Genomic DNA, 24,634 nt, shown 5'->3' on the forward strand with positions numbered 1-24,634 from the left:
GACATCAAAACAATTGCATTTTTTTAAGTGCAGATTGTATTATAAATATATAAATTTTCACTAAAACTATATACTGCCTTGGCTATCCAGAATCAAACCGGAAGGAAAAGTTTCTCATCCATTAAGGTAGTCAAAGACTATCCGGATTTCTTAGATATTCAACTGCAATCTTTTAAAGATTTCTTTCAGTTGGATACTCCTGCAGAGAAAAGAAGGCAGGATGGTCTTTTCAAGGTCTTTTCAGAAAATTTTCCCATTAGTGACTCTAGGGAAAATTTCACCCTTGAATTTATCGACTATACCGTAGATCCTCCAAAATACAATGTCTCTCAAAGTATTGACCGTGGTCTTACCTATTCTGTCCCATTAAAAGCAAAATTAAGATTGCTTTGCTCCGATGAGGACAACGAAGACTTTGAAACCATAGAACAAGAAGTTTTCTTAGGAAATCTTCCTTATATGACGGAAAAAGGATCATTCGTCATCAATGGTGCTGAAAGGGTAATTGTTTCTCAATTACACCGTTCACCTGGTGTTTTCTTTGCCCAAAGTAAACATACCAACGGTACCAAGTTATACTCTGCCAGGATTATTCCTTTCAAAGGTTCCTGGATTGAATTTGCTACCGATATCAATAATGTGATGTATGCTTATATAGACAGGAAGAAGAAATTCCCTGTTACTACCCTATTGAGGGCTATAGGCTATGGATCTGACAAACAAATATTGGACCTCTTCGGACTTTCTGAGGAAGTAGAATCCAATAAATCCAATCTGAAAAAGATCATCGGAAGAAAATTAGCTGCAAGGGTACTTCGTACTTGGGTAGAGGATTTTGTAGATGAAGATACAGGAGAGGTTGTCTCTATTGATAGGAATGAAGTGCTATTGGAAAGAGACAGTATCTTAACTGATGAAGATATAGATTTAATTCAAGAGTCAGGTACTAAAAGTGTCATCCTTCATAGGGAGGATGTCAATATTGCTGATTATTCCATTATTTATAATACCCTCCAAAAAGATAACTCTAACTCTGAAAAAGAAGCTGTAGAGGTAATTTACCGTCAGCTTAGAAATACTGAAGCTCCTGATGAAGCTACAGCCAGAGAAGTTATTCACGGTCTTTTCTTTTCTGACAAAAGATATGATTTAGGTGAAGTAGGTAGGTATAGAATCAATAAAAAATTAGGTTTAGATATTGATTCCGAAAAAATTGTCCTTACTACTCAGGACATTATCTCTATCGTTAAATACCTTATTGGTCTGATCAACTCTAAAGCTGTAGTCGATGATATTGATCACTTAAGCAATAGAAGGGTTAGAACTGTAGGGGAACAACTATATAGCCAATTTGGTGTTGGTTTGGCTAGAATGGCCAGAACCATTAGAGAAAGAATGAATGTTAGGGATAACGAGGATTTTAAACCCGTTGACCTTATCAATGCTAGAACGCTTTCTTCTGTAATCAATTCCTTCTTCGGCACGAATCAGCTTAGTCAGTTTATGGATCAGACCAACCCACTTGCGGAGTTGACCCATAAAAGAAGACTTTCTGCTTTAGGTCCAGGTGGTCTATCCAGGGAACGTGCAGGATTTGAAGTACGTGATGTTCACTATACTCACTATGGACGTCTTTGTACCATTGAAACTCCTGAAGGTCCTAATATTGGATTGATTTCTTCTCTTTGCGTACATGCCAAAGTCAATGGCATGGGATTCTTAGAGACTCCTTACCGTAGAGTAAGTGAAGGAAAAGTAAGTATGAAGCCTGAAGATGTCGTATTCCTTACGGCTGAAGAAGAGGATGATAATAATATCGCCCAGGCAAATGCTCCACTTGATGACAAGGGCGTCTTTATCAATGATAAAGTAAAAGCCAGATTTGAAGGTGACTTCCCTGTACTTGAGCCAAAAGAGATCTCCTATATGGATGTCGCTCCTAATCAAATTGTATCTGTTGCCGCATCTTTAATTCCGTTCTTGGAACATGATGATGCCAACCGTGCATTGATGGGTTCCAACATGCAGCGTCAAGCAGTTCCTTTATTAAAAGCCGAAGCACCTATAGTAGGTACCGGTTTGGAAGGAAAAGCAGCCATAGATTCAAGATCGTTAATATTGGCTGAAGCTGATGGCGTGATTGATTATGTAGATGCTGAGAAAATCACCGTTAAATATGAATTGTCTGATGACGAATTACTGGTAAATTTCAGTGATGAGTACAAGACTTATAAACTGATTAAGTTCAGAAGAACCAACCAGGACACCACGATAAACCTCACCCCAATTGTATTACAAGGACAAAAGGTGGTCAAAGGTCAAGTATTGGTAGAAGGTTATTCTACCAATAAAGGTGAATTGGCATTGGGTAAAAATCTTCTTGTGGCTTATATGCCATGGCAAGGGTATAACTTTGAGGATGCAATCGTAATATCCGAAAGGGTAGTAAGGGAAGATGTATTTACTTCCATACATATCGAAGAATTCCAACTCGAAGTGAGAGATACCAAACGTGGTGAAGAAGAGTTAACCTCTGAAATCCCTAACGTTTCTGAAGATGCCGTTAAGAATCTTGATGAAAACGGTATTATTAGAGTTGGTTCTGAGCTAAAAGAAGGAGATATAATCATTGGTAAGATAACACCTAAGGGTGAAACTGATCCTACCCCGGAAGAGAAATTGCTTCGTGCAATCTTTGGTGACAAAGCTGGTGATGTAAAAGATGCATCATTGAAAGCTTCACCTTCTTTGAATGGTGTAGTGATCAATACCAAATTATTCTCTCGACCTAAAAAAGACAAAGATCTTCGTGCAAAAGCGAAAGCTGACGTTGAAAAACTTAAGCAGCAGTATAGCAAAGATTTGTTAGGTGTTAGATCTAGAATGATCCAAAAATTGGTTACCATTCTAGAAGATAAAGTCTCTAAAGGTGTTAAACACAAATTTGGAGATGAAATAATTAGCAAAGGGGTTAAATTCAATTATCAAAACATTGAGAACAACCTATTCCCTGCTAAGAACCCTTATAGGGACGAAAGTAACTACAATGTTCCTGAAGAAGTGAATCTTATTTCAGATATCCTTTTGGATGACTGGACAGAAGATGAGCATACCAATTCTTTGGTTCAGCAATTGGTGAAAAACTATACCAATACCAGAAATGAAATTTCTGGTATCTTCAAAAGGAACAAGTTTACCTTAGAAGTAGGTGATGAATTACCTGCTGGTATTGTTCAGATGGCCAAAGTATATGTTGCCAAGAAACGTAAGTTGAAGGTAGGAGATAAAATGGCAGGTAGACACGGTAACAAGGGTATTGTTGCAAGGATTGTAAGGGATGAAGACATGCCTTTCCTTGCTGACGGACAGCCTATGGATATTGTGTTGAACCCACTTGGTGTACCTTCTAGGATGAATATAGGTCAAATCTATGAAACCGTTCTTGCCTGGGCAGGAAGGATTCTAGGTAAAACCTATGCTACTCCAATCTTTGACGGAGCTACTACTGAAGAAGTTGCTGAAGAACTTGGAAAAGCAGGCTTGCCTTCATTTGGTAGGACTTACTTATTTGATGGACTTACAGGTAAGAAATTTGATCAGCCGGTAACAGTTGGTATTTCTTACATGCTGAAATTGGGTCACCTTGTAGATGACAAGATGCACGCAAGATCAATTGGACCATATTCCCTTATAACACAACAACCATTGGGTGGTAAAGCACAGTTTGGTGGTCAGCGTTTTGGAGAGATGGAAGTTTGGGCACTCGAGGCATTTGGAGCTTCTCATGTACTAAGAGAAATCTTAACAGTGAAATCTGATGATGTTATAGGACGTGCTAAAGCTTATGAAGCGATCGTAAAAGGTGAGAATTTACCTAAAGCTAACATCCCTGAGTCGTTCAATGTACTTGTGCATGAACTTAGAGGACTAGCATTGGAGATTACGCTTGACTAACTTAGAAACCATTAGGCCTTTAATGGCCTTCAATTACACATAAAAACTATGGCGTTCAGAAAAAATAAAAAACTAAACAACGACTTTTCCAGAGTCACCATTAGTTTGGCTTCACCTGAGTCCATCTTGGACAGTTCGCATGGTGAGGTTACACAACCTGAAACGATCAATTACAGAACTTACAAGCCTGAAATGGGTGGATTGTTTTGTGAGCGAATTTTCGGGCCGGTAAAAGACTGGGAATGTCATTGTGGGAAATACAAGCGCATAAGGTACAAAGGGATCATCTGCGACCGTTGTGGTGTAGAGGTTACCGAGAAGAAGGTAAGGAGAGAGCGAATGGGCCACATAGAATTGGTTGTGCCCGTAGCGCATATCTGGTACTTCAAATCCCTTCCTAATAAGATTGGTTATCTTTTGGGACTGCCTACAAAAAAGCTGGATCAAATCGTTTATTATGAAAGGTATGTAGTCATCAATGCTGGAATTAAAGCAGATGATGGGTTACAATACTTGGATTTCCTAACCGAGGATGAATATCTTGATATAATGGATAAGCTTCCTAAGGAAAATCAAATGATGGATGACGATGATCCGAATAAGTTTATTGCCAAAATGGGTGCTGAAGCGCTTGAAATGCTTTTGGCAAGACTTGATTTGGATGATCTATCTTATAGCCTTAGACACCAGGCCGCTACAGATACTTCGCAGCAAAGAAAAGCTGAAGCATTGAAGCGACTTAAAGTGGTTGAAGCTTTCAGAGATGCCAGGACAAGAATAGAAAACAGGCCTGAATGGATGATTGTACGAATGGTACCAGTTATTCCACCAGAGCTTCGTCCTTTGGTTCCTCTCGATGGTGGTAGATTTGCTACTTCGGATTTGAATGACCTTTACAGAAGGGTTATTATTAGAAATAACCGTCTAAAAAGACTAATAGATATTAAGGCACCAGAAGTAATTCTTAGAAATGAGAAACGTATGCTTCAGGAAGCTGTTGATTCCTTATTTGACAATTCAAGGAAAGTCAATGCGGTAAGATCTGATGGAAACAGGGCATTAAAATCCCTGTCCGACATGTTGAAAGGTAAGCAGGGTCGATTCCGTCAAAACCTTTTAGGAAAAAGGGTTGATTATTCCGGACGTTCTGTGATTGTAGTAGGGCCTGAGCTTAAACTACATGAATGTGGATTGCCTAAGAATATGGCAGCGGAGCTTTTCAAACCTTTTATTATCAGGAAACTAATAGAAAGAGGAATTGTAAAAACTGTAAAATCTGCTAAGAAAATAGTCGATAGGAAAGACCCAGTTGTCTGGGATATCCTTGAAAACGTTCTGAAAGGCCACCCTGTAATGCTAAACCGTGCACCAACTCTGCACAGGCTAGGTATTCAGGCGTTTCAACCAAAGTTGATTGAAGGAAAAGCAATTCAACTTCATCCACTTGTTTGTACTGCCTTTAATGCGGATTTTGATGGTGACCAGATGGCCGTTCACGTTCCTTTGGGACATGAAGCTATTTTGGAAGCCTCTACATTGATGCTTTCTTCACACAATATCCTTAACCCTGCCAATGGTGCACCTATTACTGTTCCTTCACAGGATATGGTTTTGGGACTGTATTATGTAACCAAGGGAATGAGATCTACTCCTGAGAAGGTAGTAGAAGGTGAAGGAATGACTTTTTATGGACTTGAAGAGGTATTGATTGCACTGAATGAAGGTGCCATTTCAAAACATGCTTTCATTAAGTGTAAAGTTAAAGTTAGAAAAGACGACGGTTCTCTAGCAGATGAAATAATAGAGACAGTGGCTGGTAGATTGATTTTCAACCAGTTTGTGCCAGAAGAGGTAGGATTCGTAAACGAATTATTGACCAAGAAAAAATTACAGCAAATCATTGCTGAAGTGGTTAAGATTTGTGGTATTGCTCGTTCTGCACAGTTTCTTGATGATATCAAGCACTTAGGGTTCCAAACAGCCTTCCAAGGAGGTCTTTCTATGGGACTTGATGATGTAATTATCCCAGATGAGAAAGATCCATTGATAGCGAAAGCTACCACTGATGTAGATCAGGTATGGAACAACTACTTGATGGGATTGATCACTGATAACGAGCGATACAATCAGGTCATCGATATATGGACCCGAACCAACTCTAACCTGACAAATATCCTTATGCGTCAGATGGAGGAAGATAATCAAGGATTCAACGCCATTTACATGATGATGCACTCCGGAGCCCGTGGTTCTCGTGAGCAAATCAGACAGTTGGGTGGGATGCGTGGTCTTATGGCCAAGCCTCAGAAAAATCTTCAAGGATCTGTTGGAGAAATTATTGAAAACCCTATTCTATCCAACTTTAAAGAAGGATTGGATGTATTGGAGTACTTTATCTCTACTCACGGTGCAAGGAAAGGTCTAGCGGATACAGCACTAAAAACTGCTGATGCTGGATATTTGACTAGAAGACTTGTGGATGTAGCGCAGGATATGATTGTATCTGAAGAGGATTGTGGTACTTTGAGAGGGCTTGTAGTTCAAGCATTGAAAGACAATGATGAGATCGTTGAGCCATTATCTGAACGAATTGTTGGTAGAATCGCAGTTCATGATGTAATAGATCCTTTAACAGATGAGTTAATTCTTGAATCTGGTGGAGAAATCAGTGATGATATTGCTAAGATCATTGATGAATCTGCAGTAGAAGAAGTAGAAATTCGCTCTGTATTAACTTGTGAAACCAGAAGAGGTGTTTGCTGTAAATGTTACGGACGTAACCTTACAACTGGTAGTATTGTACAAGTTGGAGAGTCTGTAGGTGTAATCGCAGCACAGTCTATTGGTGAGCCAGGTACTCAGTTGACCTTAAGAACGTTCCACGTTGGTGGTACAGCTTCCAATATATCGGTTGAAGCGAACATCAATTCCAAATTTGATGGAATTGTAGAATTCGAAGAAGAGCTTAGATGGATCAAAACCACCAATAAAGATGGTGAAGATGTTTCTATCGTAATGGGCCGATCAGGCGAAATCAAGATTAATGATGTAAAATCAGGAAAAACTTTGGTTTCTAACCATGTTCCTTACGGAGCGATTCTTAATGTAAAAGATGGTCAGAAAATTACCAAAGGTGATTCTTTATGTACCTGGGATCCATACAATGCGGTTATTCTTTCTGAGTTTGACGGTAAGGTTGATTTTGAAGCAATTCTTGAAGGGATAACTTACAAGGAAGTAGCTGATGATCAAACTGGGTATAGAGAAAAGGTAATTATAGACACTAAGGATAAAACCAAAAACCCTGCGGTTGTAGTAGAACATGGAGATGATTCCAAGTCTTACAACATTCCAGTAGGGGCACACCTTTCCGTAGAAAAAGGAGAGGATGTGAAAGCAGGTCAAATCCTTGTGAAAATCCCAAGATCTGTTGGTAAGACAAGAGATATTACCGGTGGTCTTCCAAGAGTTACCGAGCTTTTCGAAGCAAGGAACCCTTCAAACCCTGCAGTGGTATCTGAGATTGATGGAGTTGTATTGTACGGTGGTATCAAAAGAGGTAATCGTGAGATCTTCATTGAATCTAAAGATGGAGTTAAGAAAAGGTACATGGTATCTCTTTCTAAGCACATCCTTGTTCAAGAGAATGATTTCATTAGAGCTGGAGAACCACTTTCTGATGGAGCGATAACGCCTAACGATATATTGTCTATCAAAGGCCCAACAGCTGTTCAGGAGTACTTGGTAAATGAGATTCAGGAAGTATACCGTCTACAAGGTGTAAAAATCAATGACAAGCACATCGAGGTAATTGTTAGCCAGATGATGCAGAAAGTTGAAATACTTGATGCTGGAGATACAGGTTTCCTTCAGAATCAAATTGTAGACAAGTGGGCTTTCCGTGAGGAAAATGACATGATCCTTGACAAGAAGGTAGTTGTAGAGCCTGGAGATTCAGCCACGCTTAAAGCGGGTATGATAATCACTGCGCGAAGACTTAGAGATGAGAACTCTAGCCTAAAACGTAAAGACCTTAAAGTGGTTCAAGTAAGAGATGCACAAACATCTGTTTCCAGACCTACTTTGCAAGGTATTACGGCTTCTTCATTGGGTACTGAAAGCTTTATTTCTGCTGCTTCATTCCAGGAGACCACTAAGGTACTTAGTGAGGCTGCTATTAGAGGCAAGCGAGATGAGCTACTTGGACTTAAAGAGAACGTCATTGTGGGTCACCTTATTCCAGCAGGAACAGGGCAACGAAAATTCAATAATTTGATCGTTGGATCAAAAGAAGAGTATGAGTTGTTGACTGCTGAAAAAGAGGCGGGTAGCAAGAAAGTTCGAGAGACAGTTAAATAAAAACTAATTCCTAAATACAGAAGGTCTGCTTTGTGGAGCAGACCTTTTTTTATCCTATTCGAGATTTATTATGGAAGATGATAAAAAAACTGAGGAGCAGCAAAAGCAACAAATAAATGTGGAGCTAACAGACGAAATTGCTGAGGGAATTTATTCCAACTTGGCGATGATAGCCCATTCGAACTCAGAATTTGTGGTGGATTTTATCCGTTTAATGCCTGGAATACCTAAGGCAAAGGTTAAATCACGAATTATAATGACGCCAGATCATGCTTTACGACTTTTACATGCATTGAAAGACAATCTTGAGAAGTACGAAAAAGCATTTGGAAAAATACAAGGAGGGAAGGATGCCCCTCAATTCCCAATGAATTTTGGGGGAACATTAGGAGAAGCATAATAAGGAGGAATAAGGTGATAAACTCAATTATTGTAATGATAGTTGATTTGAGTCGCGTAAAATTATAACTCCTTAATTTTGTTTGTTTTATTGATTTGTTTACCTTTGCAATCCGAATTTTATAAGTTTAAAGCAGATTAATTAATTTATCTATTAATGCCTACTATACAACAGTTAGTTAGAAAAGGTAGAACCACTCTTGAGAGCAAATCCAAGTCAAGGGCTTTGGATGCATGTCCTCAAAGGAGAGGTGTGTGTACCCGTGTGTACACTACTACGCCAAAGAAGCCTAATTCAGCCATGAGAAAAGTGGCAAGAGTTAGATTGACAAATGGTAAGGAAGTTAATGCTTACATCCCTGGAGAAGGTCACAACCTTCAAGAGCACTCTATTGTGTTGATCCGTGGTGGAAGGGTTAAAGATTTACCAGGAGTAAGATACCATATTATCCGTGGAGCACTGGATACTGCAGGTGTAAAAGACCGTAAGCAGGGTCGCTCTAAATACGGAGCCAAGCGACCAAAGGCCGCTAAAAAATAATATAATTTAATAACAGAATAAAATGAGAAAAGCGAAACCAAAAAAGAGGTATATTCTTCCTGACCCCAAATTCAATGACACTTTGGTCACCAGGTTTGTCAATTGTCTTATGGTGGATGGTAAGAAAAGTATTGCTTACAGAATCTTTTATGATGCCATAGGCAAAGTAGAAGAAAAAGTAGGTGAGAATGGTCTTGAGGTTTGGAAAAAAGCGCTTAACAATATTACTCCTGCTGTAGAGGTAAAGAGTCGTAGAGTTGGGGGTGCAACTTTCCAGGTACCTTTGGAAGTGAGGCCTGACCGTAAAATTTCCTTAGGTATTAAGTGGATGATTACTTTTGCTAGAAAAAGAGGAGAAAAAACCATGATGGATCGATTGGCTGGAGAGATCATCTCGGCTTCTAAAGGAGAAGGCGCAGCTGTGAAGAAAAAAGACGATACGCATAGAATGGCGGAAGCCAATAAAGCATTCTCGCATTTTAGATTTTAATAAGTAATGGCTAAGAAAGACTTAAAATATTTAAGAAACATAGGTATCATGGCTCACATTGACGCCGGAAAAACAACAACTTCCGAGCGTATTTTGTATTACACTGGTTTGTCACATAAAATTGGTGAAGTACATGATGGAGCTGCTACTATGGACTGGATGGAGCAAGAGCAGGAGAGAGGGATTACCATCACTTCAGCTGCTACTACTACCAAATGGAAGTACCCTACCGATCAGGGACAGCCTTTAGAAAATACTAAAGAATATCAAATCAACTTGATTGATACTCCTGGTCACGTGGATTTTACCGTTGAGGTAGAAAGATCCCTTCGAGTGCTGGATGGTGCTGTAGCCTTATTTTGTGCTGTATCAGGTGTGGAACCTCAGTCCGAAACAGTTTGGAGACAAGCTGATAAATACCACGTTCCAAGAATCTGCTTTGTAAACAAAATGGATCGTGCCGGAGCTGATTTTTTTAATGCCATTAATGAAATTAAGGATAAATTAGGTGCTAACCCTGTACCTCTTCAAATTCCAATTGGAGCTGAAGATACATTTAAGGGAGTAGTTGATCTTATCACGAATCAGGCCATAGTATGGAATGAAGAAGATCAAGGGATGACTTATAAAGTTATTGAAATCCCTGAGGATCTTAAAGAGACCGTTACTGAATACAGACAAAGTCTTATTGAGCAGGTAGCCTCTTATGATGAGGATTTAATGATCAAATTCTTTGAGGATGAAAATTCCATTACCAAAGAAGAAATGATGACTGCTATTCGTAAGGCTGTAATCAACATGGACTTTTCTCCTGTATTGTGTGGTTCTGCCTTTAAAAACAAAGGAGTTCAAGCGCTTTTGGATGCTGTAATGGCTTATTTGCCTTCACCTCTTGATTTGCCTCCTGTAAAAGGAACAAATCCTGATACTGAAGAATCTGTAGTAAGAAATCCTGACAGTGATGAGCCTTTTGCTGCTTTAGCATTTAAAATTGCTACTGACCCATTTGTAGGTCGTTTGGCTTTTATGCGTGTTTATTCAGGCCAGTTGAATTCTGGTTCTTATGTATACAACACAAGAACAAGTAAAAAAGAAAGAATATCAAGATTGCTTCAAATGCACTCCAACAAGCAAAATCCTATTGATAGGGTAGAAGCTGGAGACATTTGTGCCGGTGTTGGTTTTAAAGATATAAAAACAGGCGATACACTTTGTGATGAGAAGAACAAAGTGGTCTTAGAGGAAATGACTTTCCCTGAGCCTGTTATTGGTTATGCAATTGAGCCTAAGACGCAAGCAGATGTTGACAAATTAGGTATGGCCATTGCCAAGTTGGTTGAGGAAGATCCTACCCTGCACGTAAATACTGACCATGAAACTGGTCAAGTTATTTTGAGAGGTATGGGTGAACTTCACCTTGAGATTATTATAGACAGACTTAAGCGTGAGTTTAAAGTTGAGATCAACCAAGGTGCTCCTCAGGTAGCTTACAAAGAAGCTCTTTTTGCTAGTGTTGAACACAAAGAAGTGTACAAGAAGCAAACAGGTGGTAAAGGTAAATTTGCAGACATTGTGTTCGAGATTGGACCAAAAGAAGCTGATCCTGAAACTGGTGAAGTCAAAGCTGGATTGGATTTTGTAAATGGCATTGTTGGGGGTGTGATTCCAAGAGAATTTATTCCTTCAATTCAGAAGGGCTTTGCAGAGTCTATGAAAAATGGTCCGTTGGCTGGATACCCGGTTGAAGCTATGAAAGTAAGGTTGTTCCATGGTTCTTTTCACGATGTCGATTCAGATGCAGTGTCATTTGAAATGGCCGCAAGATTAGGTTTCAAAGAAGCGGCTAAAAAATGTAAGCCTCAATTATTGGAGCCAATCATGGCAGTAGAAGTTGTTACTCCTGAGGAGTATACAGGACCTGTTACAGGTGACTTAAACCGTCGAAGAGGTTTGATGAAAGGTATGGATACCAAAGGTGTTTCAACTGTTATCAAGTCATCCGTTCCATTGTCAGAATTGTTTGGCTATGTAACAGATTTGAGAACCATTTCATCCGGTAGGGCATCCGCCTCACTTACTTTCTCACATTATGACCCTGTTCCTAGTAACATTGCTGAAGCTGTTATTGCTAAAGTAAAAGGAGAGAAGGCTTAAAATAATCGAACATGAATCAAAAAATCAGAATAAAACTAAAGTCATACGATCATAGCCTGGTGGACAAGTCATCAGAGAAGATCGTGAAAGCTGTAAAATCTACAGGTGCAGTAGTTGTTGGGCCAATTCCTCTTCCTACTAAAAAAGAGAAATTTACAGTATTGAAATCTCCACATGTAAACAAAAAAGCTAGAGAACAATTTCAGCTTTGTACTTACAAGAGATTGGTAGATATTTACTCTAACAGTTCTAAAACAGTAGATGCTTTGATGAAAATCGAACTTCCAAGTGGAGTAGATGTTGAAATTAAAGTGTGATCTTCACTTATAATATTTAGAAAAACCTGTACCAATTGTGGTGCAGGTTTTTTTTTGGAGCAAACATTTCGCTTTGCTTTAAATAAATCTTAGAATTTTCATTTGTTTGGGGATGTTTCCTAAGCTAATTGTTTGAAAATATTCAGGTTGCAGTTTGTTACCTGAAATTAAATTACTAACTTTGCAATCCTTTAAAGGGGACAGGTGTGTATACACTTGTGAATCATTGTATATCATATATCCAAAGATGTCTGGAATAATAGGTAAGAAAATCGGAATGACTAGTATTTTTAGTGCCGATGGACGAAATGTCGCATGCACGTTAATAGAAGCTGGTCCTTGCGTAGTGACGCAAGTAAAAAATGTAGAATCAGACGGGTACAACGCTGTACAGTTGTCTTATGGTGAGCGTAAGGAAAAAAATACGCCCAAACCATTAATCGGCCATTTCAAAAAGGCTGGTACAACTCCAAAGCAGAAAGTTGTTGAATTTAGGGATTTCAGAGTGGAATTCGAAGGTCAGGTAGACATGGGTAAAACTGTGGTATCTGACAAGATCTTTGTCGAAGGTGATTTTATTGATGCTATAGGAACTTCCAAAGGAAAAGGTTTCCAAGGTGTTGTTAAGCGTCATGGGTTTGCAGGAGTTGGCGGTGCCACTCACGGCCAGCACAACAGACAACGTCATCCAGGTTCTATCGGTGCTTGCTCTTGGCCCTCAAGGGTTTTTAAAGGCATGAGAATGGCAGGAAGAACCGGTGGTAACAGGGTCAAAGTACTTAATTTAAAAGTACTTAAAATATATCCTGAAAAGAACCTGCTATTAGTTAGTGGTTCTATACCGGGAGCCAAAAATTCTTTTGTGATTCTAGAGAAGTAATAAGATGGAATTAGCAATATTAAAACAAACCGGTGAAGAGACCGGAAGGAAGATCACGCTCTCTGAAGATATTTTCTCCATGGAGCCCAATGATCACGCCATATACCTGGATGTAAAACAGTATTTGGCCAATAGAAGACAGGGTACGCATAAATCTAAAGAAAGAGCTGAAATTTCCGGTTCTACCAGAAAGATTAAAAAACAAAAAGGTACCGGTAGCGCACGTGCTGGCTCTATCAAATCTCCAATTTTCAGAGGAGGAGGAAGAGTATTCGGCCCTAAGCCAAGAGACTACTCTTTTAAGTTAAATAAGAAATTGAAGCAGGTTGCCAGAAAGTCTGCACTAAGTTACAAAGCCAAAGAAAACGGTTTAGTGATTTTGGAAGATTTGGTTTTTGATGCACCTAAGACCAAGGATTATATCAATCTGTTGTCCAAACTATCTTTATCAGATAAAAAGACACTTCTAGTGGTTGGTGAAAACAACCCAAATGTTTATTTGTCATCTAGGAACGTACCTAAAGCAAAAGTAAGAGTATTCAGTGAATTGAATACTTATGAATTACTTGATGCTGATAGTCTTGTTCTTTGTGAAGGTGCTGTAAGTAAGTTAGAAACCCTTTTATCGAAGTAAAATCATGGATATATTAAAAAGACCTTTAATTACAGAAAAGATCTCAGCCATGAACGAACGTGGGGTGTATGGTTTTGTAGTTGAAAGAACTGCAAAGAAGCCTCAAATAAAAGATGCCGTAGAGAAAATGTACGGTGTCAAAGTGGTTGAAGTACGCACCATGCGTTATGCTGCAAAGAAAAAGACAAGGTACACCAAAGCTAAAATTGTTTCTGGATATACCAACACCTTCAAGAAGGCAATGGTACAGGTAGCAGAAGGTGAAATCATTGATTTTTACGGAGAAATTTAATTGAATCAGAGCAATGGCAGTTAAAAAATTAAAACCTGTAACTCCTGGTACCCGTTTTAGAGTGGCGCCTTCATTTGATGAAGTCACAACTTCTAAGCCGGAAAAGAGCCTTTTGGCTCCTTTGAAGAAAAGTGGTGGCAGGAATCATAGTGGTAAAATGACCTCCAGATATATCGGAGGTGGACATAAAAAAAGGCTTAGGATCGTCGATTTCAAAAGAAATAAAGAAGGCGTTCCAGCTGTAGTTAAATCTATAGAATACGATCCAAACAGAACAGCAAGGATAGCTTTGTTATTTTATGTGGATGGTACTAAAGCTTATATGATTGCTCCTGAGGGACTTGAAGTAGGTCAAACGGTTGTTTCTGGAGAAGGAGCAAGCCCTGAAGTTGGCAATACTTTGTATTTAAGAAATATCCCTCTAGGTACAATTATTCATAACATTGAATTGAAGCCTGGTAAAGGTGGAGCAATGGCAAGAAGTGCTGGTGGATACGCGCAGCTTCTAGCGAGAGAAGGTAAATACGTAACCCTCAAATTGCCTTCTGGTGAAATGAGAGTCGTTTTGGGTACTTGCAAGGCTACTATTGGGACTGTTTCTAATGGTGACCATATGAACGTAGTACTTGGAAAAGCTGGTCGTAAAAGATGGCTTGGAAGAAGACCTCGTACTAGAGGTGTTGCTATGAACCCTGTTGATCACCCTATGGGTGGTGGTGAAGGCCGTTCTTCAGGTGGTCATCCACGTTCTAGAACAGGCTTGTTGGCCAAGGGTAAAAAGACTCGTTCGCCCAAAAAGTACTCCAATAAATTTATCATTAGCAGAAGAACTAAGTAAACATGGCACGTTCGTTAAAAAAAGGCCCATATATAGAGCACCACTTACTAAAGAAAGTGGATGTTATGAACGAATCTGGAAAGAAATCCGTGATCAAAACCTGGTCCAGGAGGTCGATGATTTCTCCGGATTTTGTAGGACTAACCTTTGCAGTGCACAATGGAAACAAATTTATTCCTGTTTTTGTGACAGACAATATGGTTGGTCATAAGTTAGGTGAATTTGCACCTACCAGAAATTTCCGTGGACACATTGCCAAAAAAGATAAAGGAAAGAGATAATCATGGAAGCTATAGCAAAATTAAATAATGTTCCTACCTCTCCCAGAAAGATGCGTCTGGTTGCGGATCTGGTAAGGGGAAAGAAAGTAGGTCAGGCATTAAGCATCTTGAAATTTACGCCTAATCATGGATCTATCAGGCTTGAAAAGCTGTTGTTATCCGCTATTGCCAACTGGCAGGCGAAAAATCCTGATGAAAAGCTTGAAGATGCAGAATTGTATATCAAGACCATCTCTGTAGATGGAGGTAGGATGTTAAAGAGGCTAAGACCTGCACCACAGGGTAGAGCACATAGAATCCGTAAAAGATCAAATCATGTAACGCTTGTAGTAGACTCCGTTGGAGAAAATGTTACCGCTGATGTTGTTGAATCAAATGAAAAAGTAAACTAAAATATGGGACAAAAAGTTAACCCAATTGGTTTAAGGCTTGGTATCATTAAGGGGTGGGACTCTAACTGGTATGGAGGACGCGATTTCGCTGATAAGCTTTATGAAGACCAGAACATCAGAAAATACGTCTTTGCCAGGATACCTAAAGGCGGTATTTCTAAGGTGATTATTGAAAGAACTCTTAAAAGAATTACCCTTACCATTCAAACTGCCCGACCTGGTGTAGTAATTGGAAAAGGTGGTTCTGAGGTGGATAAGCTAAAAGAAGAACTTAAGAAAATTACAGATAAGGACATTCAAATCAACATATTTGAAATCAAACGTCCTGAATTAGATGCTAAGTTGGTTGGTGAATCCATTGCACAGCAATTGGAAGCCAGGATTTCTTTTAGGAGAGCTATGAAACAATCCATTGCTGCTACCATGAGAGTGGGCGCTGAAGGGATTAAAGTAAAACTTTCCGGTAGATTAGGTGGTGCTGAAATGGCTAGATCTGAAATGTACAAAGAAGGTAGAATTCCTTTGCACACTATTCGTGCAGATGTGGATTATGCCCTTTCTGAAGCACAAACAGTCTATGGTAAAATCGGTATCAAAGTTTGGATATTCAAAGGCGAAGTTTATGGTAAAAGAGATCTTTCTCCAAATGCCGGACTAAGTAATGACTCCAAAGGAAATGCTCCTGCTGGTAACAGAAGAAGAAGAGAAGGTGGGCCTAAGAGAAGAAAAAGAAACAACTAAACATCCTTAACTGAGCAATCATGTTACAGCCAAGAAGAACGAAATTTAGAAAAATGCATAAGGGGAGGATCAAAGGAATTGCCCAAAGAGGTCATACTTTGGCCTTTGGTAATTTCGGCATCAAATCCCTGGAGCCTGGATGGATCACTTCGAGACAAATAGAAGCTGCCCGTATTGCAATGACAAGAGCAATGAAAAGGGAAGGACAAGTTTGGATCCGAATATTTCCAGATAAACCGATCACTAAAAAGCCTGCAGAGGTAAGGATGGGTAAAGGTAAAGGAGCTCCTGAATACTGGGTAGCAGTTATCAGACCAGGAACAATCCTTTTTGAAGCTACTGGTGTTTCCGTGGAAGTTGCACAGGAAGCTCTAAGACTAGCACAACAAAAGCTTCCTGTAAGTACAAAATTTATCGTACGTAGAGATTACGTTGGATCATAAGCTGATGAAAAATTCTGAAATCAACGCTCTAACTGAGAGCGAAATACAATCCCGCATAGATGCGGAAAGGGAGAACTTGACAAAATTACGTTTTGCTCATGCTATTTCACCCATAGAAAATCCAAATAGAATAAGAGAATCAAGGCGTTTGGTTGCAAGGTTGAATACGTTTTTACGAGCCAAACAACTAGCTAAATAAGAAACAAAATGGCTACTACAGATAGAAACCTTCGTAAAGAAAGAATAGGAAAGGTAGTTAGCAACAAAATGGATAAGTCCATAACCGTAGCGATAGAGCGTAGAGTAAAACACCCTATTTACGGTAAATTTGTTGGTAAAACGACCAAATTCATGGCTCATGACGAAAACAATGATTGTAAGCAAGGAGACTTGGTTAAAATCAGTGAAACTCGTCCGCTGAGTAAGAGCAAGCGTTGGAGATTGGTGGAAATAATAGAAAGGGCATTATAAATCATGATACAGCAAGAATCCAGATTAAGTGTAGCGGATAATTCAGGTGCAAAAGAAGTACTTGTAATCCGTGTTTTGGGAGGAACCAAAAGAAGGTATGCCTCTATTGGAGACAAGGTTGTAGTCACTGTTAAATCAGCCCTATCATCCAGTAATATGAAAAAAGGTACCGTTTCTAAAGCGGTGATCGTAAGGACTAAAAAAGAAGTCCGAAGAAAAGACGGTTCGTATATCCGATTTGAGGATAATGCAGCTGTGCTTTTAAATAACAATGACGAACCTAGAGGAACCCGTATTTTCGGCCCAGTTGCCAGGGAACTTAGGGAAAAGCAGTTTATGAAAATTGTATCGTTAGCCCCTGAAGTATTGTAATCATGGAAAGAAAATTTAACAAACAACCGAAATTGCATATCAAAACTGGTGATACCGTATTGGTGATCGCAGGAGATGATAAAAGCAAACAAGGTAAGATCCTTTCTGTTGACCGAGCCAAAAGAAGGGCAATAGTAGAAGGTTTAAATATGGTAACCAAACATATAAAACCTACAACTAACTCTCCTCAAGGTGGTATAGAAAAGAAAGAGGCTCCCATTCATATCAGTAACCTTAAATTGGTAGATCCTAAAACAGGAGACGCTACCAGGATAGGTCGAAAAAAGAATGAGGACGGAAAATTAGTAAGATACTCTAAGAAAACCGGGGAGGTGATCAATGGCTAAACCTAGATTAAAAGAAAAATTCGACAACGAAATCAAATCTGAATTGAAAGATAAATTTCAATTCGGAAGTGTGATGCAAGTACCTCAATTGACAAAAATTGTCTTGAACAAAGGTATTGGTGCTGCTGTGGCAGACAAAAAGTTGGTCGATCAAGGAGTTGAAGAACTTACACTGATTACTGGTCAAAGAGCAGTAGCAACTAAAGCAAAAAATTCAATCTCAAACTTTAAGTTAAGAGATGGTATGCCAATTGGCGCCAAAGTTACACTTAGAGGAGACAGAATGTATGAATTTCTTGATCGTTTGGTAAGCATTGCTTTACCAAGGGTTAGGGATTTCAAAGGAATCTCTGATAAAGGATTTGATGGCCGAGGAAACTATACTTTGGGAGTAACAGAGCAAATTATTTTCCCTGAAATTAGTATCGAAAAGGTAAATAGGATTTCTGGTATGGACATCACTTTGGTGACCACTGCGAAAACTGACGAAGAAGCACATGCTTTGTTGAAGTCCCTAGGTATGCCATTCGTAAATAATAATAAAGAAGAATAGTTATGGCAAGAGAATCGATAAAAGCCCGCGAAAGAAAAAGAGAGCGTATGGTAGCTAAATACGCTCATAAACGCGCTACGCTTAAAGCAGCAGGTGACTATGAGGCATTGGATAAGCTTCCAAAGAACGCTTCTCCAGTAAGGCTTCATAACCGTTGTAAACTTACCGGCCGTCCGAAAGGATACATGAGAAAATTTGGCATCAATAGGGTGACTTTTAGAGAAATGGCTTCCGCTGGTAAAATTCCGGGTGTAACCAAGTCTAGCTGGTAAAAATTATATAATAGTTTTTATTCTTAATTTCATTGTGTAACTTTGCAGGCCCGTTAGGGTTTTGTAGTTAGACTAATACAAATATGACTGATCCAATAGCTGATTATCTAACCAGGTTGAGGAATGCCATCAAGGCAACTCACCGGATAGTAGAAATACCTGCTTCTAACATCAAAAAAGAACTTACTAAAGTTCTTTTTGAAAAAGGTTACATTCAGAATTATAAATTTGTTGAGGAAGGACCTCAGGGAACTATTAAAATAGCCCTGAAGTACAACCCTCAAACCAAAGAAAATTCTATTGTAAGCCTTACAAGAGTAAGTAAGCCAGGTTTAAGAAAATACGTAGATAAAGAATCTCTTCCCAGAGTAATTAATGGTTTGGGTATTGCAATTCTTTCTACGTCAAAAGGTGTAATGACTGACAAAGAAGCCCGCGTTGAAGGTGTGGGTGGTGAAGTACTTTGTTACGTTTACTAATAAATTGATATGTCTAGAATAGGTAAAAAACCGATAAATCTACCTGCGGGTGTGACTGTAGACGTTTCTGATCACAATCAGATAACTGTTAAAGGTCCCAAAGGTACACTGACTCAGGAAGTTCATCCTGATTTTACAGTAGAAGTTGAAGAAGGTAACCTGGTCATAGTAAGGCCAACTGATTCAAAACGCCACAAATCACTACATGGGCTTTACCGCTCTTTGTTAAATAATATGGTGATAGGTGTAACTGAAGGTTACAAAAAAGAATTGGAACTAGTAGGTGTAGGTTATAAAGCTACTAATCAAGGTCAAATTCTTGAACTTGCTTTGGGATATTCACACAGTATATTTTTGGCTGTCCCTGAGGAAGTTGCTATCAAAACTGAAACTCCTAAAGGTAAAAACCCTTTGGTTACTTTAGAGAGTATCGACAAAGAATTAATAGGTCAGGTAGCTGCTAAAATAAGATCCCTACGTAAAGTTGAACCTTTCAAAGGCAAAGGTATTAAGTTTGTAGGAGAAATTATTAGACGTAAAGCTGGTAAAACTGCCGCTAAAAAATAATTAGAAGATGGCTTTCAAGAAAAAAACTAGAAGACTGAGAATAAAGAGAGGTATCCGAAGGAAAATTTCAGGTACTGATGCTAGGCCAAGACTTTCTGTATTTAAAAGTAATACAGGAATATATGCACAATTGATTGACGATTTAAAAGGTCAAACTCTTGCAGCAGCTTCATCCAAAGAACTGGGTGCTATTAAAAATGTGAATGTATCTGTTTCAAAAGAAGTTGGAAAAAAATTAGCTGAAAAAGCTGTTTCTAACGGAGTGAATGAAGTTGTTTTCGACAGAAGTGGATATCTTTATCATGGTAATGTAAAAGCTTTGGCAGAAGGTGCCAGAGAAGGAGGCCTTAAATTTTAATCATTATGTCCCAAGTAAGTAAAAGACCCATCAGGGCTACAGATACAGAATTAACCGAAAAAGTTGTTGCCATTAATCGTGTAGCAAAGGTTGTTAAAGGTGGACGAAGATTCTCCTTCTCAGCAATCGTTGTGGTTGGTGATGGTAATGGTGTAGTTGGTTATGGCTTAGGTAAAGCCAATGAGGTTACCGATGCGATTACCAAAGGTATAGAAGACGCTAAGAAAAATTTGATTAAAGTTCCATTGCTTAAAGGTACTATCCCTCACGAGCAATTAGGTAAATATGGTGGTGGTTTGGTTTTAATTAAACCTGCTGCACCTGGTACTGGAGTTTTGGCTGGTGGTTCTATGCGTGCTGTTTTAGAAAGTGCTGGATATACAGATATTCTTGCCAAATCAAAAGGTTCTTCTAATCCACATAACGTGGTTAAAGCGACTATAGAAGCGCTTTTAAAATTGAGAGATGCTATCGCTGTTTCTCAACAGAGAAGGATTAAAATTGCTAAAGTTTTTAACGGTTAAGAAAATGGCAAAAATAAAAATCACTCAGATAAGGAGTATAATTAATAGACCCAAATCTCAAAAAGCTACTATCGCTGCTTTGGGACTAGGTAAGATCAACCGAACAGTGGAAAAGGATGACAGCCCACAGTTACAAGGTATGATCCAAAAAATAAGCCATCTAGTTAAGGTACAGGAAGTTTAATATTAGATGACCTAAAAGTTGTTTAATATTTAAACTAATCGAAAATCTAAGTAAAATGAAATTACATACATTAAAACCAGCGGAAGGCTCCATAAAAACCAGAAAAAGGATCGGTAGAGGTCAAGGTTCTGGTAGAGGAGGTACATCCACTAAAGGGCACAAAGGTGCGAAATCCAGGTCTGGTTATAAAACCAAACTAGGTTTTGAAGGTGGTCAAATGCCTCTTCAACGTAGGGTACCAAAATTTGGATTTACTAATCACAATAGGGTAGCCTATCAATCCGTAAACCTTGATATTATTCAGGAGTTGGCGAGTAAGCTTAACACGGACAGTATAGATTTCGATGTTTTACATCAAAATGGGTTAGTTTCCAAAAAAGATCTTGTAAAAGTCCTAGGAAGAGGCGAACTTACTTCCAAATTAAACGTAAGCGCCCACAGTTTCTCTGCTAGTGCCATAGCGGCGATTGAAAAAGTTGGAGGATCTGTAAATAAGATTTAATACATGAAAAAGTTTATTACAACAGTAAAGAACATCTTTTCGATTGAGGATTTAAGAATCAGAATCTTGAATACAATTGGTTTGCTAATTGTTTTCAGAATAGGATCCTTTGTCGTCCTACCAGGTGTTGATCCAAGTCGCCTTGGAGAGGCAGCTTCTGGTATATTCGGATTGATTGATACCTTCTTAGGTGGTTCTTTCAGTAGGGCGTCCATTTTTGGCTTGGGTATTATGCCCTATATTTCTGCTTCAATTGTACTTCAATTGTTGACTGTTGGCGTACCCTATTTTCAAAAATTACAAAAGGATGGAGAATCTGGCAGGAAAAGAATCAATCAAATTACGAGGGTTCTTACCATTTTGATAACCCTGGCACAAGGTATTGGTTATATTACAGCCACTATCCCCGATGAAGCCATTGTTATCGATAAAACGCTATTTTTAACGTCTGCTCTTGTTCTATTGACAGCCGGAACTATGTTCTGTATGTGGATAGGTGAGAAAATTACTGAAAAAGGTATCGGGAATGGTATTTCCATGTTGATCATGATAGGTATCATCTCTGCATTGCCTGGCGCCATAATCTCTGAAAGTTTATCTAAAGGAGGCGGAGGTATCTTGTTGCTTCTTCTTGAAGCCGTTATCCTCTTCTTTGTAGTAGTTGGAGTTGTAGCCCTTACAGAAGCAGTAAGAAGAATCCCTGTTCAATATGCCAAGCAAGTAGTTGGTGGCAAAGTTTACGGTGGTCAGAGACAATACATTCCTATTAAGGTGAATGCCTCTGGAGTTATGCCCATTATCTTTGCTCAATCATTGATGTTTTTACCAGCATTGATTGCTCAAATTTGGGCTGACAGCAGCGACATTGCCTCTTATATTGGAACTACATTTAGTGATTTCACATCTTGGCAATACAATCTTGTCTTTGCATTGATGATCATTCTTTTCACTTTCTTTTACACTGCTATTACGGTTAACCCCGAGCAAATTGCAGAAGACATGAAAAGGAATGGTGGCTTTGTACCGGGGATTAAACCCGGAGGACCAACTGGTGATTTCATTGATAATATCATATCAAGAATAACTTTACCTGGTTCTATACTATTGGCTTTGGTAGCCATCATGCCAGCCTTTGCAATTATTGCAGGAGTTAGTAGTGAGTTTGCCCAGTTTTATGGAGGGACTTCTCTATTGATTATGGTAGGCGTAATTTTGGATACATTGAGACAGATAGAAAGTTACCTGTTGATGAGACATTATGAAGGTATGATGAAGAGTGGGAACATGAAAAATGACCCATCAAGTTATGCTGTAGCTTAAGGTATGATACAGTTTAAGACTGCAGAAGAAATTGAAATAATAAAAGATAGTGCGCTGATTTTAGGAAAGGCGCATGGCGAAGTAGCCAAACATGTGAAAGAAGGGGTAAAGACCTCTTTTTTAGATAAAATTGCTGAAGAATTTATCCGGGATAATAAAGCCATTCCATCTTTTAAAGGGTATAATGGTTTCCCGGCATCTCTGTGTATTTCCGTGAATGAAGTTGTAGTTCATGGATTTCCCAGTCAATATCAATTGAAAGATGGCGATATAATCTCAATAGATTGTGGAGTCTTTCACCAAGGTTTTCATAGCGATTCCGCTTATACTTACCCTGTTGGTGAAGTTTCTCCCAAGACGATTGCACTTTTAAAAGCTACAAAGGAATCCCTTTATTTAGGGATAGAAAAAGCGGTTTTAGGTAACCGTGTTGGTGATATCGGCAATGCAATACAAAAATTTGTAGAAGCAAAAGGATACACTGTTGTTAGAGAATTAGTTGGCCATGGAGTTGGAAAACAACTTCACGAATCTCCAGAAGTTCCCAATTGGGGAAAAAGAGGAAGTGGTGCCAAACTAAAAGAAGGGATGGTTATAGCCATAGAACCAATGGTTAACCTAGGTACTCGAAATGTTGTTCAAGAAAGGGATGGTTGGACAATCAGGACTGCTGATCGTAAACCTTCTGCCCATTATGAACATACGGTTGCCATATTAGAGGATAAAACCGAAATCTTGACAACACATCGTTTTATAGAAGAGAATTTTAAATTTTAATTATGGCTAAACAAGCATCTATTGAGCAGGACGGTACCATCGTCGAAGCATTGTCCAACGCAATGTTTAAGGTGGAACTTGAAAATGGTCACCAATTGATTGCACACATTTCCGGTAAGATGCGAATGAATTACATTAAAATTTTACCAGGAGATAAGGTTAAATTAGAAATGTCTCCTTATGATCTTACCAAAGGAAGAATTGTCTACCGTTACAAGTAAATTGTAGTAGTAAGTAAGCAGTATCAAATTAGGAAAATTAGTATTGATATGAAAGTTAAAGCATCTATTAAAAAAAGAAGTGTTGACTGCAAAGTGATCCGGAGAAAGGGAAAGCTTTATGTCATCAACAAAAAGAATCCGAAGTTTAAACAAAGACAAGGTTAAATACTATGGCTAGAATTGCAGGTGTCGATATACCGGACAATAAACGTGGTGAAATAGGCCTTACCTATATTTTTGGTATCGGCAGGAGTACGGCTAGAGCCATACTAAATAAGGCAGGTATTTCTTTAGACAAGAAAGCCGGAGAGTGGGATGATGATGAGTCAACCGCCATCAGGAACATCATTGCTGAGGAATACAAGACGGAAGGTGTACTTAAATCTGAAGTACAGTTGAGTATCAAAAGGCTGATGGATATTGGTTGTTATAGAGGTTTGAGACATAGAAAGGGTCTTCCCGTTCGTGGTCAAAAAACCAAAAACAACGCCAGAACCAGAAAAGGTAAGAGAAAAACTGTTGCCAACAAGAAGAAAGCGACTAAATAAATCCTGACATAGATTATGGCTCAGAAAAGAAACGAAAAGACAAAGGCTAAGAAGCGGGTTGTTAAAGTAGAAGCTGTGGGACAGGCCCATATCAAAGCTTCTTTTAATAACATCATTATATCCATTACCAATAATTCAGGACAAGTTATTTCCTGGGCTTCTGCTGGTAAAATGGGCTTTAGGGGTTCCAAAAAGAATACTCCTTATGCTGCTCAAATGGCTGCTCAAAACTGTGGGCAGGTTGCGTATGACCTCGGTCTTAGAAAGATTGAAGTATTTGTAAAAGGTCCTGGTGCTGGTAGAGAATCTGCCATCAGAACCTTACAAAATGTTGGGCTGGATGTGACGACCATTACTGATGTTACCCCATTACCTCATAACGGTTGTCGTCCTCCAAAACGCAGAAGAGTTTAATTTAAAGAAA

33 protein-coding genes are annotated in these 24,634 nt (G+C 38.9%); all 33 read left to right on the top strand.

Going from position 1 to position 24,634, the window contains the following annotated elements:
• The first annotated feature begins 78 nt into the window (after positions 1-78).
• The 33 genes from rpoB to rpsK all read left to right on the top strand — a co-directional run bounded on the left by rpoB (position 79) and on the right by rpsK (position 24,624).
• Positions 79-3,954 (top strand): DNA-directed RNA polymerase subunit beta, encoded by a 3,876-nt coding sequence (rpoB, locus tag CA2015_RS12490; RefSeq protein WP_048642218.1) that lies wholly within the window; start codon positions 79-81, stop codon positions 3,952-3,954.
• Between the two features lie 48 nt (positions 3,955-4,002).
• Entirely contained in the window at positions 4,003-8,313 is a 4,311-nt protein-coding gene (rpoC, locus tag CA2015_RS12495; RefSeq protein WP_048642219.1) for a DNA-directed RNA polymerase subunit beta', read from the top strand.
• A 70-nt stretch (positions 8,314-8,383) separates the two neighbouring features.
• The gene (locus tag CA2015_RS12500) at positions 8,384-8,713 is read left to right on the top strand and encodes a DUF3467 domain-containing protein (RefSeq protein WP_048642220.1); all 330 of its coding nucleotides are present in this window, start codon (positions 8,384-8,386) and stop codon (positions 8,711-8,713) included.
• 156 nt (positions 8,714-8,869) lie between these two features.
• Positions 8,870-9,253: a 30S ribosomal protein S12 gene (gene rpsL, locus CA2015_RS12505; protein WP_009053171.1), complete on the top strand. Its 384-nt coding sequence runs from the start codon at positions 8,870-8,872 to the stop codon at positions 9,251-9,253.
• A gap of 22 nt (positions 9,254-9,275) precedes the next feature.
• A complete protein-coding gene (gene rpsG, locus CA2015_RS12510; RefSeq protein WP_014020618.1) occupies positions 9,276-9,743 on the top strand; it encodes a 30S ribosomal protein S7 in 468 nt (155 codons plus the stop codon).
• A gap of 6 nt (positions 9,744-9,749) precedes the next feature.
• The gene (gene fusA, locus CA2015_RS12515; RefSeq protein ID WP_048642221.1) at positions 9,750-11,897 is read left to right on the top strand and encodes an elongation factor G; all 2,148 of its coding nucleotides are present in this window, start codon (positions 9,750-9,752) and stop codon (positions 11,895-11,897) included.
• An 11-nt stretch (positions 11,898-11,908) separates the two neighbouring features.
• Positions 11,909-12,214 (top strand): 30S ribosomal protein S10, encoded by a 306-nt coding sequence (rpsJ, locus tag CA2015_RS12520; RefSeq protein WP_014020620.1) that lies wholly within the window; start codon positions 11,909-11,911, stop codon positions 12,212-12,214.
• Positions 12,215-12,461: 247 nt separating this feature from the next.
• Complete coding sequence (gene rplC, locus CA2015_RS12525; protein WP_048642222.1) at positions 12,462-13,094, top strand: 50S ribosomal protein L3; 633 nt, start codon at positions 12,462-12,464, stop codon at positions 13,092-13,094.
• A 4-nt stretch (positions 13,095-13,098) separates the two neighbouring features.
• A complete protein-coding gene (gene rplD, locus CA2015_RS12530; RefSeq protein ID WP_048642223.1) occupies positions 13,099-13,728 on the top strand; it encodes a 50S ribosomal protein L4 in 630 nt (209 codons plus the stop codon).
• Between the two features lie 4 nt (positions 13,729-13,732).
• Positions 13,733-14,020 carry a 50S ribosomal protein L23 gene (gene rplW, locus CA2015_RS12535; RefSeq protein WP_020888646.1) on the top strand — a complete coding sequence of 96 codons (288 nt, stop codon included), beginning with the start codon at positions 13,733-13,735 and terminating at the stop codon, positions 14,018-14,020.
• 13 nt (positions 14,021-14,033) lie between these two features.
• Complete coding sequence (gene rplB / locus CA2015_RS12540) at positions 14,034-14,858, top strand: 50S ribosomal protein L2 (protein WP_048642224.1); 825 nt, start codon at positions 14,034-14,036, stop codon at positions 14,856-14,858.
• Positions 14,859-14,860: 2 nt separating this feature from the next.
• The gene (gene rpsS, locus CA2015_RS12545; protein ID WP_014020625.1) at positions 14,861-15,139 is read left to right on the top strand and encodes a 30S ribosomal protein S19; all 279 of its coding nucleotides are present in this window, start codon (positions 14,861-14,863) and stop codon (positions 15,137-15,139) included.
• Positions 15,140-15,141: 2 nt separating this feature from the next.
• A complete protein-coding gene (rplV, locus tag CA2015_RS12550) occupies positions 15,142-15,531 on the top strand; it encodes a 50S ribosomal protein L22 (protein WP_048642225.1) in 390 nt (129 codons plus the stop codon).
• Positions 15,532-15,534: 3 nt separating this feature from the next.
• Complete coding sequence (rpsC, locus tag CA2015_RS12555; protein ID WP_020888642.1) at positions 15,535-16,272, top strand: 30S ribosomal protein S3; 738 nt, start codon at positions 15,535-15,537, stop codon at positions 16,270-16,272.
• A gap of 20 nt (positions 16,273-16,292) precedes the next feature.
• Complete coding sequence (rplP, locus tag CA2015_RS12560) at positions 16,293-16,715, top strand: 50S ribosomal protein L16 (RefSeq protein ID WP_048642226.1); 423 nt, start codon at positions 16,293-16,295, stop codon at positions 16,713-16,715.
• A gap of 4 nt (positions 16,716-16,719) precedes the next feature.
• Positions 16,720-16,914 (top strand): 50S ribosomal protein L29, encoded by a 195-nt coding sequence (rpmC, locus tag CA2015_RS12565; protein WP_048644503.1) that lies wholly within the window; start codon positions 16,720-16,722, stop codon positions 16,912-16,914.
• Between the two features lie 8 nt (positions 16,915-16,922).
• The gene (gene rpsQ / locus CA2015_RS12570) at positions 16,923-17,186 is read left to right on the top strand and encodes a 30S ribosomal protein S17 (protein WP_048642227.1); all 264 of its coding nucleotides are present in this window, start codon (positions 16,923-16,925) and stop codon (positions 17,184-17,186) included.
• A gap of 3 nt (positions 17,187-17,189) precedes the next feature.
• A complete protein-coding gene (rplN, locus tag CA2015_RS12575) occupies positions 17,190-17,558 on the top strand; it encodes a 50S ribosomal protein L14 (protein WP_014020631.1) in 369 nt (122 codons plus the stop codon).
• Positions 17,559-17,560: 2 nt separating this feature from the next.
• Positions 17,561-17,905, top strand: coding sequence for a 50S ribosomal protein L24 (rplX, locus tag CA2015_RS12580; protein ID WP_048642228.1), 345 nt, complete (start codon positions 17,561-17,563; stop codon positions 17,903-17,905).
• Positions 17,898-18,458 carry a 50S ribosomal protein L5 gene (rplE, locus tag CA2015_RS12585; RefSeq protein WP_048642229.1) on the top strand — a complete coding sequence of 187 codons (561 nt, stop codon included), beginning with the start codon at positions 17,898-17,900 and terminating at the stop codon, positions 18,456-18,458. Before rplX ends, rplE begins: the two co-directional genes overlap by 8 nt.
• 2 nt (positions 18,459-18,460) lie before the next feature.
• Positions 18,461-18,730, top strand: coding sequence for a 30S ribosomal protein S14 (rpsN, locus tag CA2015_RS12590; RefSeq protein WP_048642230.1), 270 nt, complete (start codon positions 18,461-18,463; stop codon positions 18,728-18,730).
• Between the two features lie 83 nt (positions 18,731-18,813).
• Positions 18,814-19,209 carry a 30S ribosomal protein S8 gene (rpsH, locus tag CA2015_RS12595; protein WP_048642231.1) on the top strand — a complete coding sequence of 132 codons (396 nt, stop codon included), beginning with the start codon at positions 18,814-18,816 and terminating at the stop codon, positions 19,207-19,209.
• A 9-nt stretch (positions 19,210-19,218) separates the two neighbouring features.
• Positions 19,219-19,776 carry a 50S ribosomal protein L6 gene (gene rplF, locus CA2015_RS12600; RefSeq protein ID WP_048642232.1) on the top strand — a complete coding sequence of 186 codons (558 nt, stop codon included), beginning with the start codon at positions 19,219-19,221 and terminating at the stop codon, positions 19,774-19,776.
• 7 nt (positions 19,777-19,783) lie between these two features.
• Entirely contained in the window at positions 19,784-20,134 is a 351-nt protein-coding gene (rplR, locus tag CA2015_RS12605; protein WP_048642233.1) for a 50S ribosomal protein L18, read from the top strand.
• 5 nt (positions 20,135-20,139) lie between these two features.
• Complete coding sequence (rpsE, locus tag CA2015_RS12610; protein ID WP_048642234.1) at positions 20,140-20,658, top strand: 30S ribosomal protein S5; 519 nt, start codon at positions 20,140-20,142, stop codon at positions 20,656-20,658.
• A 4-nt stretch (positions 20,659-20,662) separates the two neighbouring features.
• On the top strand, positions 20,663-20,842 hold the full coding sequence (gene rpmD, locus CA2015_RS12615) for a 50S ribosomal protein L30 (protein WP_048642235.1): 180 nt from the start codon (positions 20,663-20,665) through the stop codon (positions 20,840-20,842).
• Between the two features lie 55 nt (positions 20,843-20,897).
• The gene (rplO, locus tag CA2015_RS12620; protein WP_020888630.1) at positions 20,898-21,344 is read left to right on the top strand and encodes a 50S ribosomal protein L15; all 447 of its coding nucleotides are present in this window, start codon (positions 20,898-20,900) and stop codon (positions 21,342-21,344) included.
• Positions 21,345-21,347: 3 nt separating this feature from the next.
• On the top strand, positions 21,348-22,664 hold the full coding sequence (gene secY / locus CA2015_RS12625; protein WP_048642236.1) for a preprotein translocase subunit SecY: 1,317 nt from the start codon (positions 21,348-21,350) through the stop codon (positions 22,662-22,664).
• Positions 22,665-22,667: 3 nt separating this feature from the next.
• Positions 22,668-23,441, top strand: a complete 774-nt coding sequence (map, locus tag CA2015_RS12630; protein ID WP_048642237.1) for a type I methionyl aminopeptidase — start codon at positions 22,668-22,670, stop codon at positions 23,439-23,441.
• A 2-nt stretch (positions 23,442-23,443) separates the two neighbouring features.
• Positions 23,444-23,662 (top strand): translation initiation factor IF-1, encoded by a 219-nt coding sequence (infA, locus tag CA2015_RS12635; protein WP_014020643.1) that lies wholly within the window; start codon positions 23,444-23,446, stop codon positions 23,660-23,662.
• Between the two features lie 48 nt (positions 23,663-23,710).
• Positions 23,711-23,827: a 50S ribosomal protein L36 gene (rpmJ, locus tag CA2015_RS24595; RefSeq protein ID WP_009034194.1), complete on the top strand. Its 117-nt coding sequence runs from the start codon at positions 23,711-23,713 to the stop codon at positions 23,825-23,827.
• A 5-nt stretch (positions 23,828-23,832) separates the two neighbouring features.
• Complete coding sequence (gene rpsM / locus CA2015_RS12640) at positions 23,833-24,210, top strand: 30S ribosomal protein S13 (protein ID WP_048642238.1); 378 nt, start codon at positions 23,833-23,835, stop codon at positions 24,208-24,210.
• A gap of 15 nt (positions 24,211-24,225) precedes the next feature.
• A complete protein-coding gene (rpsK, locus tag CA2015_RS12645; protein ID WP_014020645.1) occupies positions 24,226-24,624 on the top strand; it encodes a 30S ribosomal protein S11 in 399 nt (132 codons plus the stop codon).
• The last annotated feature ends 10 nt before the right edge of the window (positions 24,625-24,634 follow it).

It is taken from the genome of Cyclobacterium amurskyense, from assembly GCF_001050135.1.
Classification (GTDB): domain Bacteria; phylum Bacteroidota; class Bacteroidia; order Cytophagales; family Cyclobacteriaceae; genus Cyclobacterium; species Cyclobacterium amurskyense.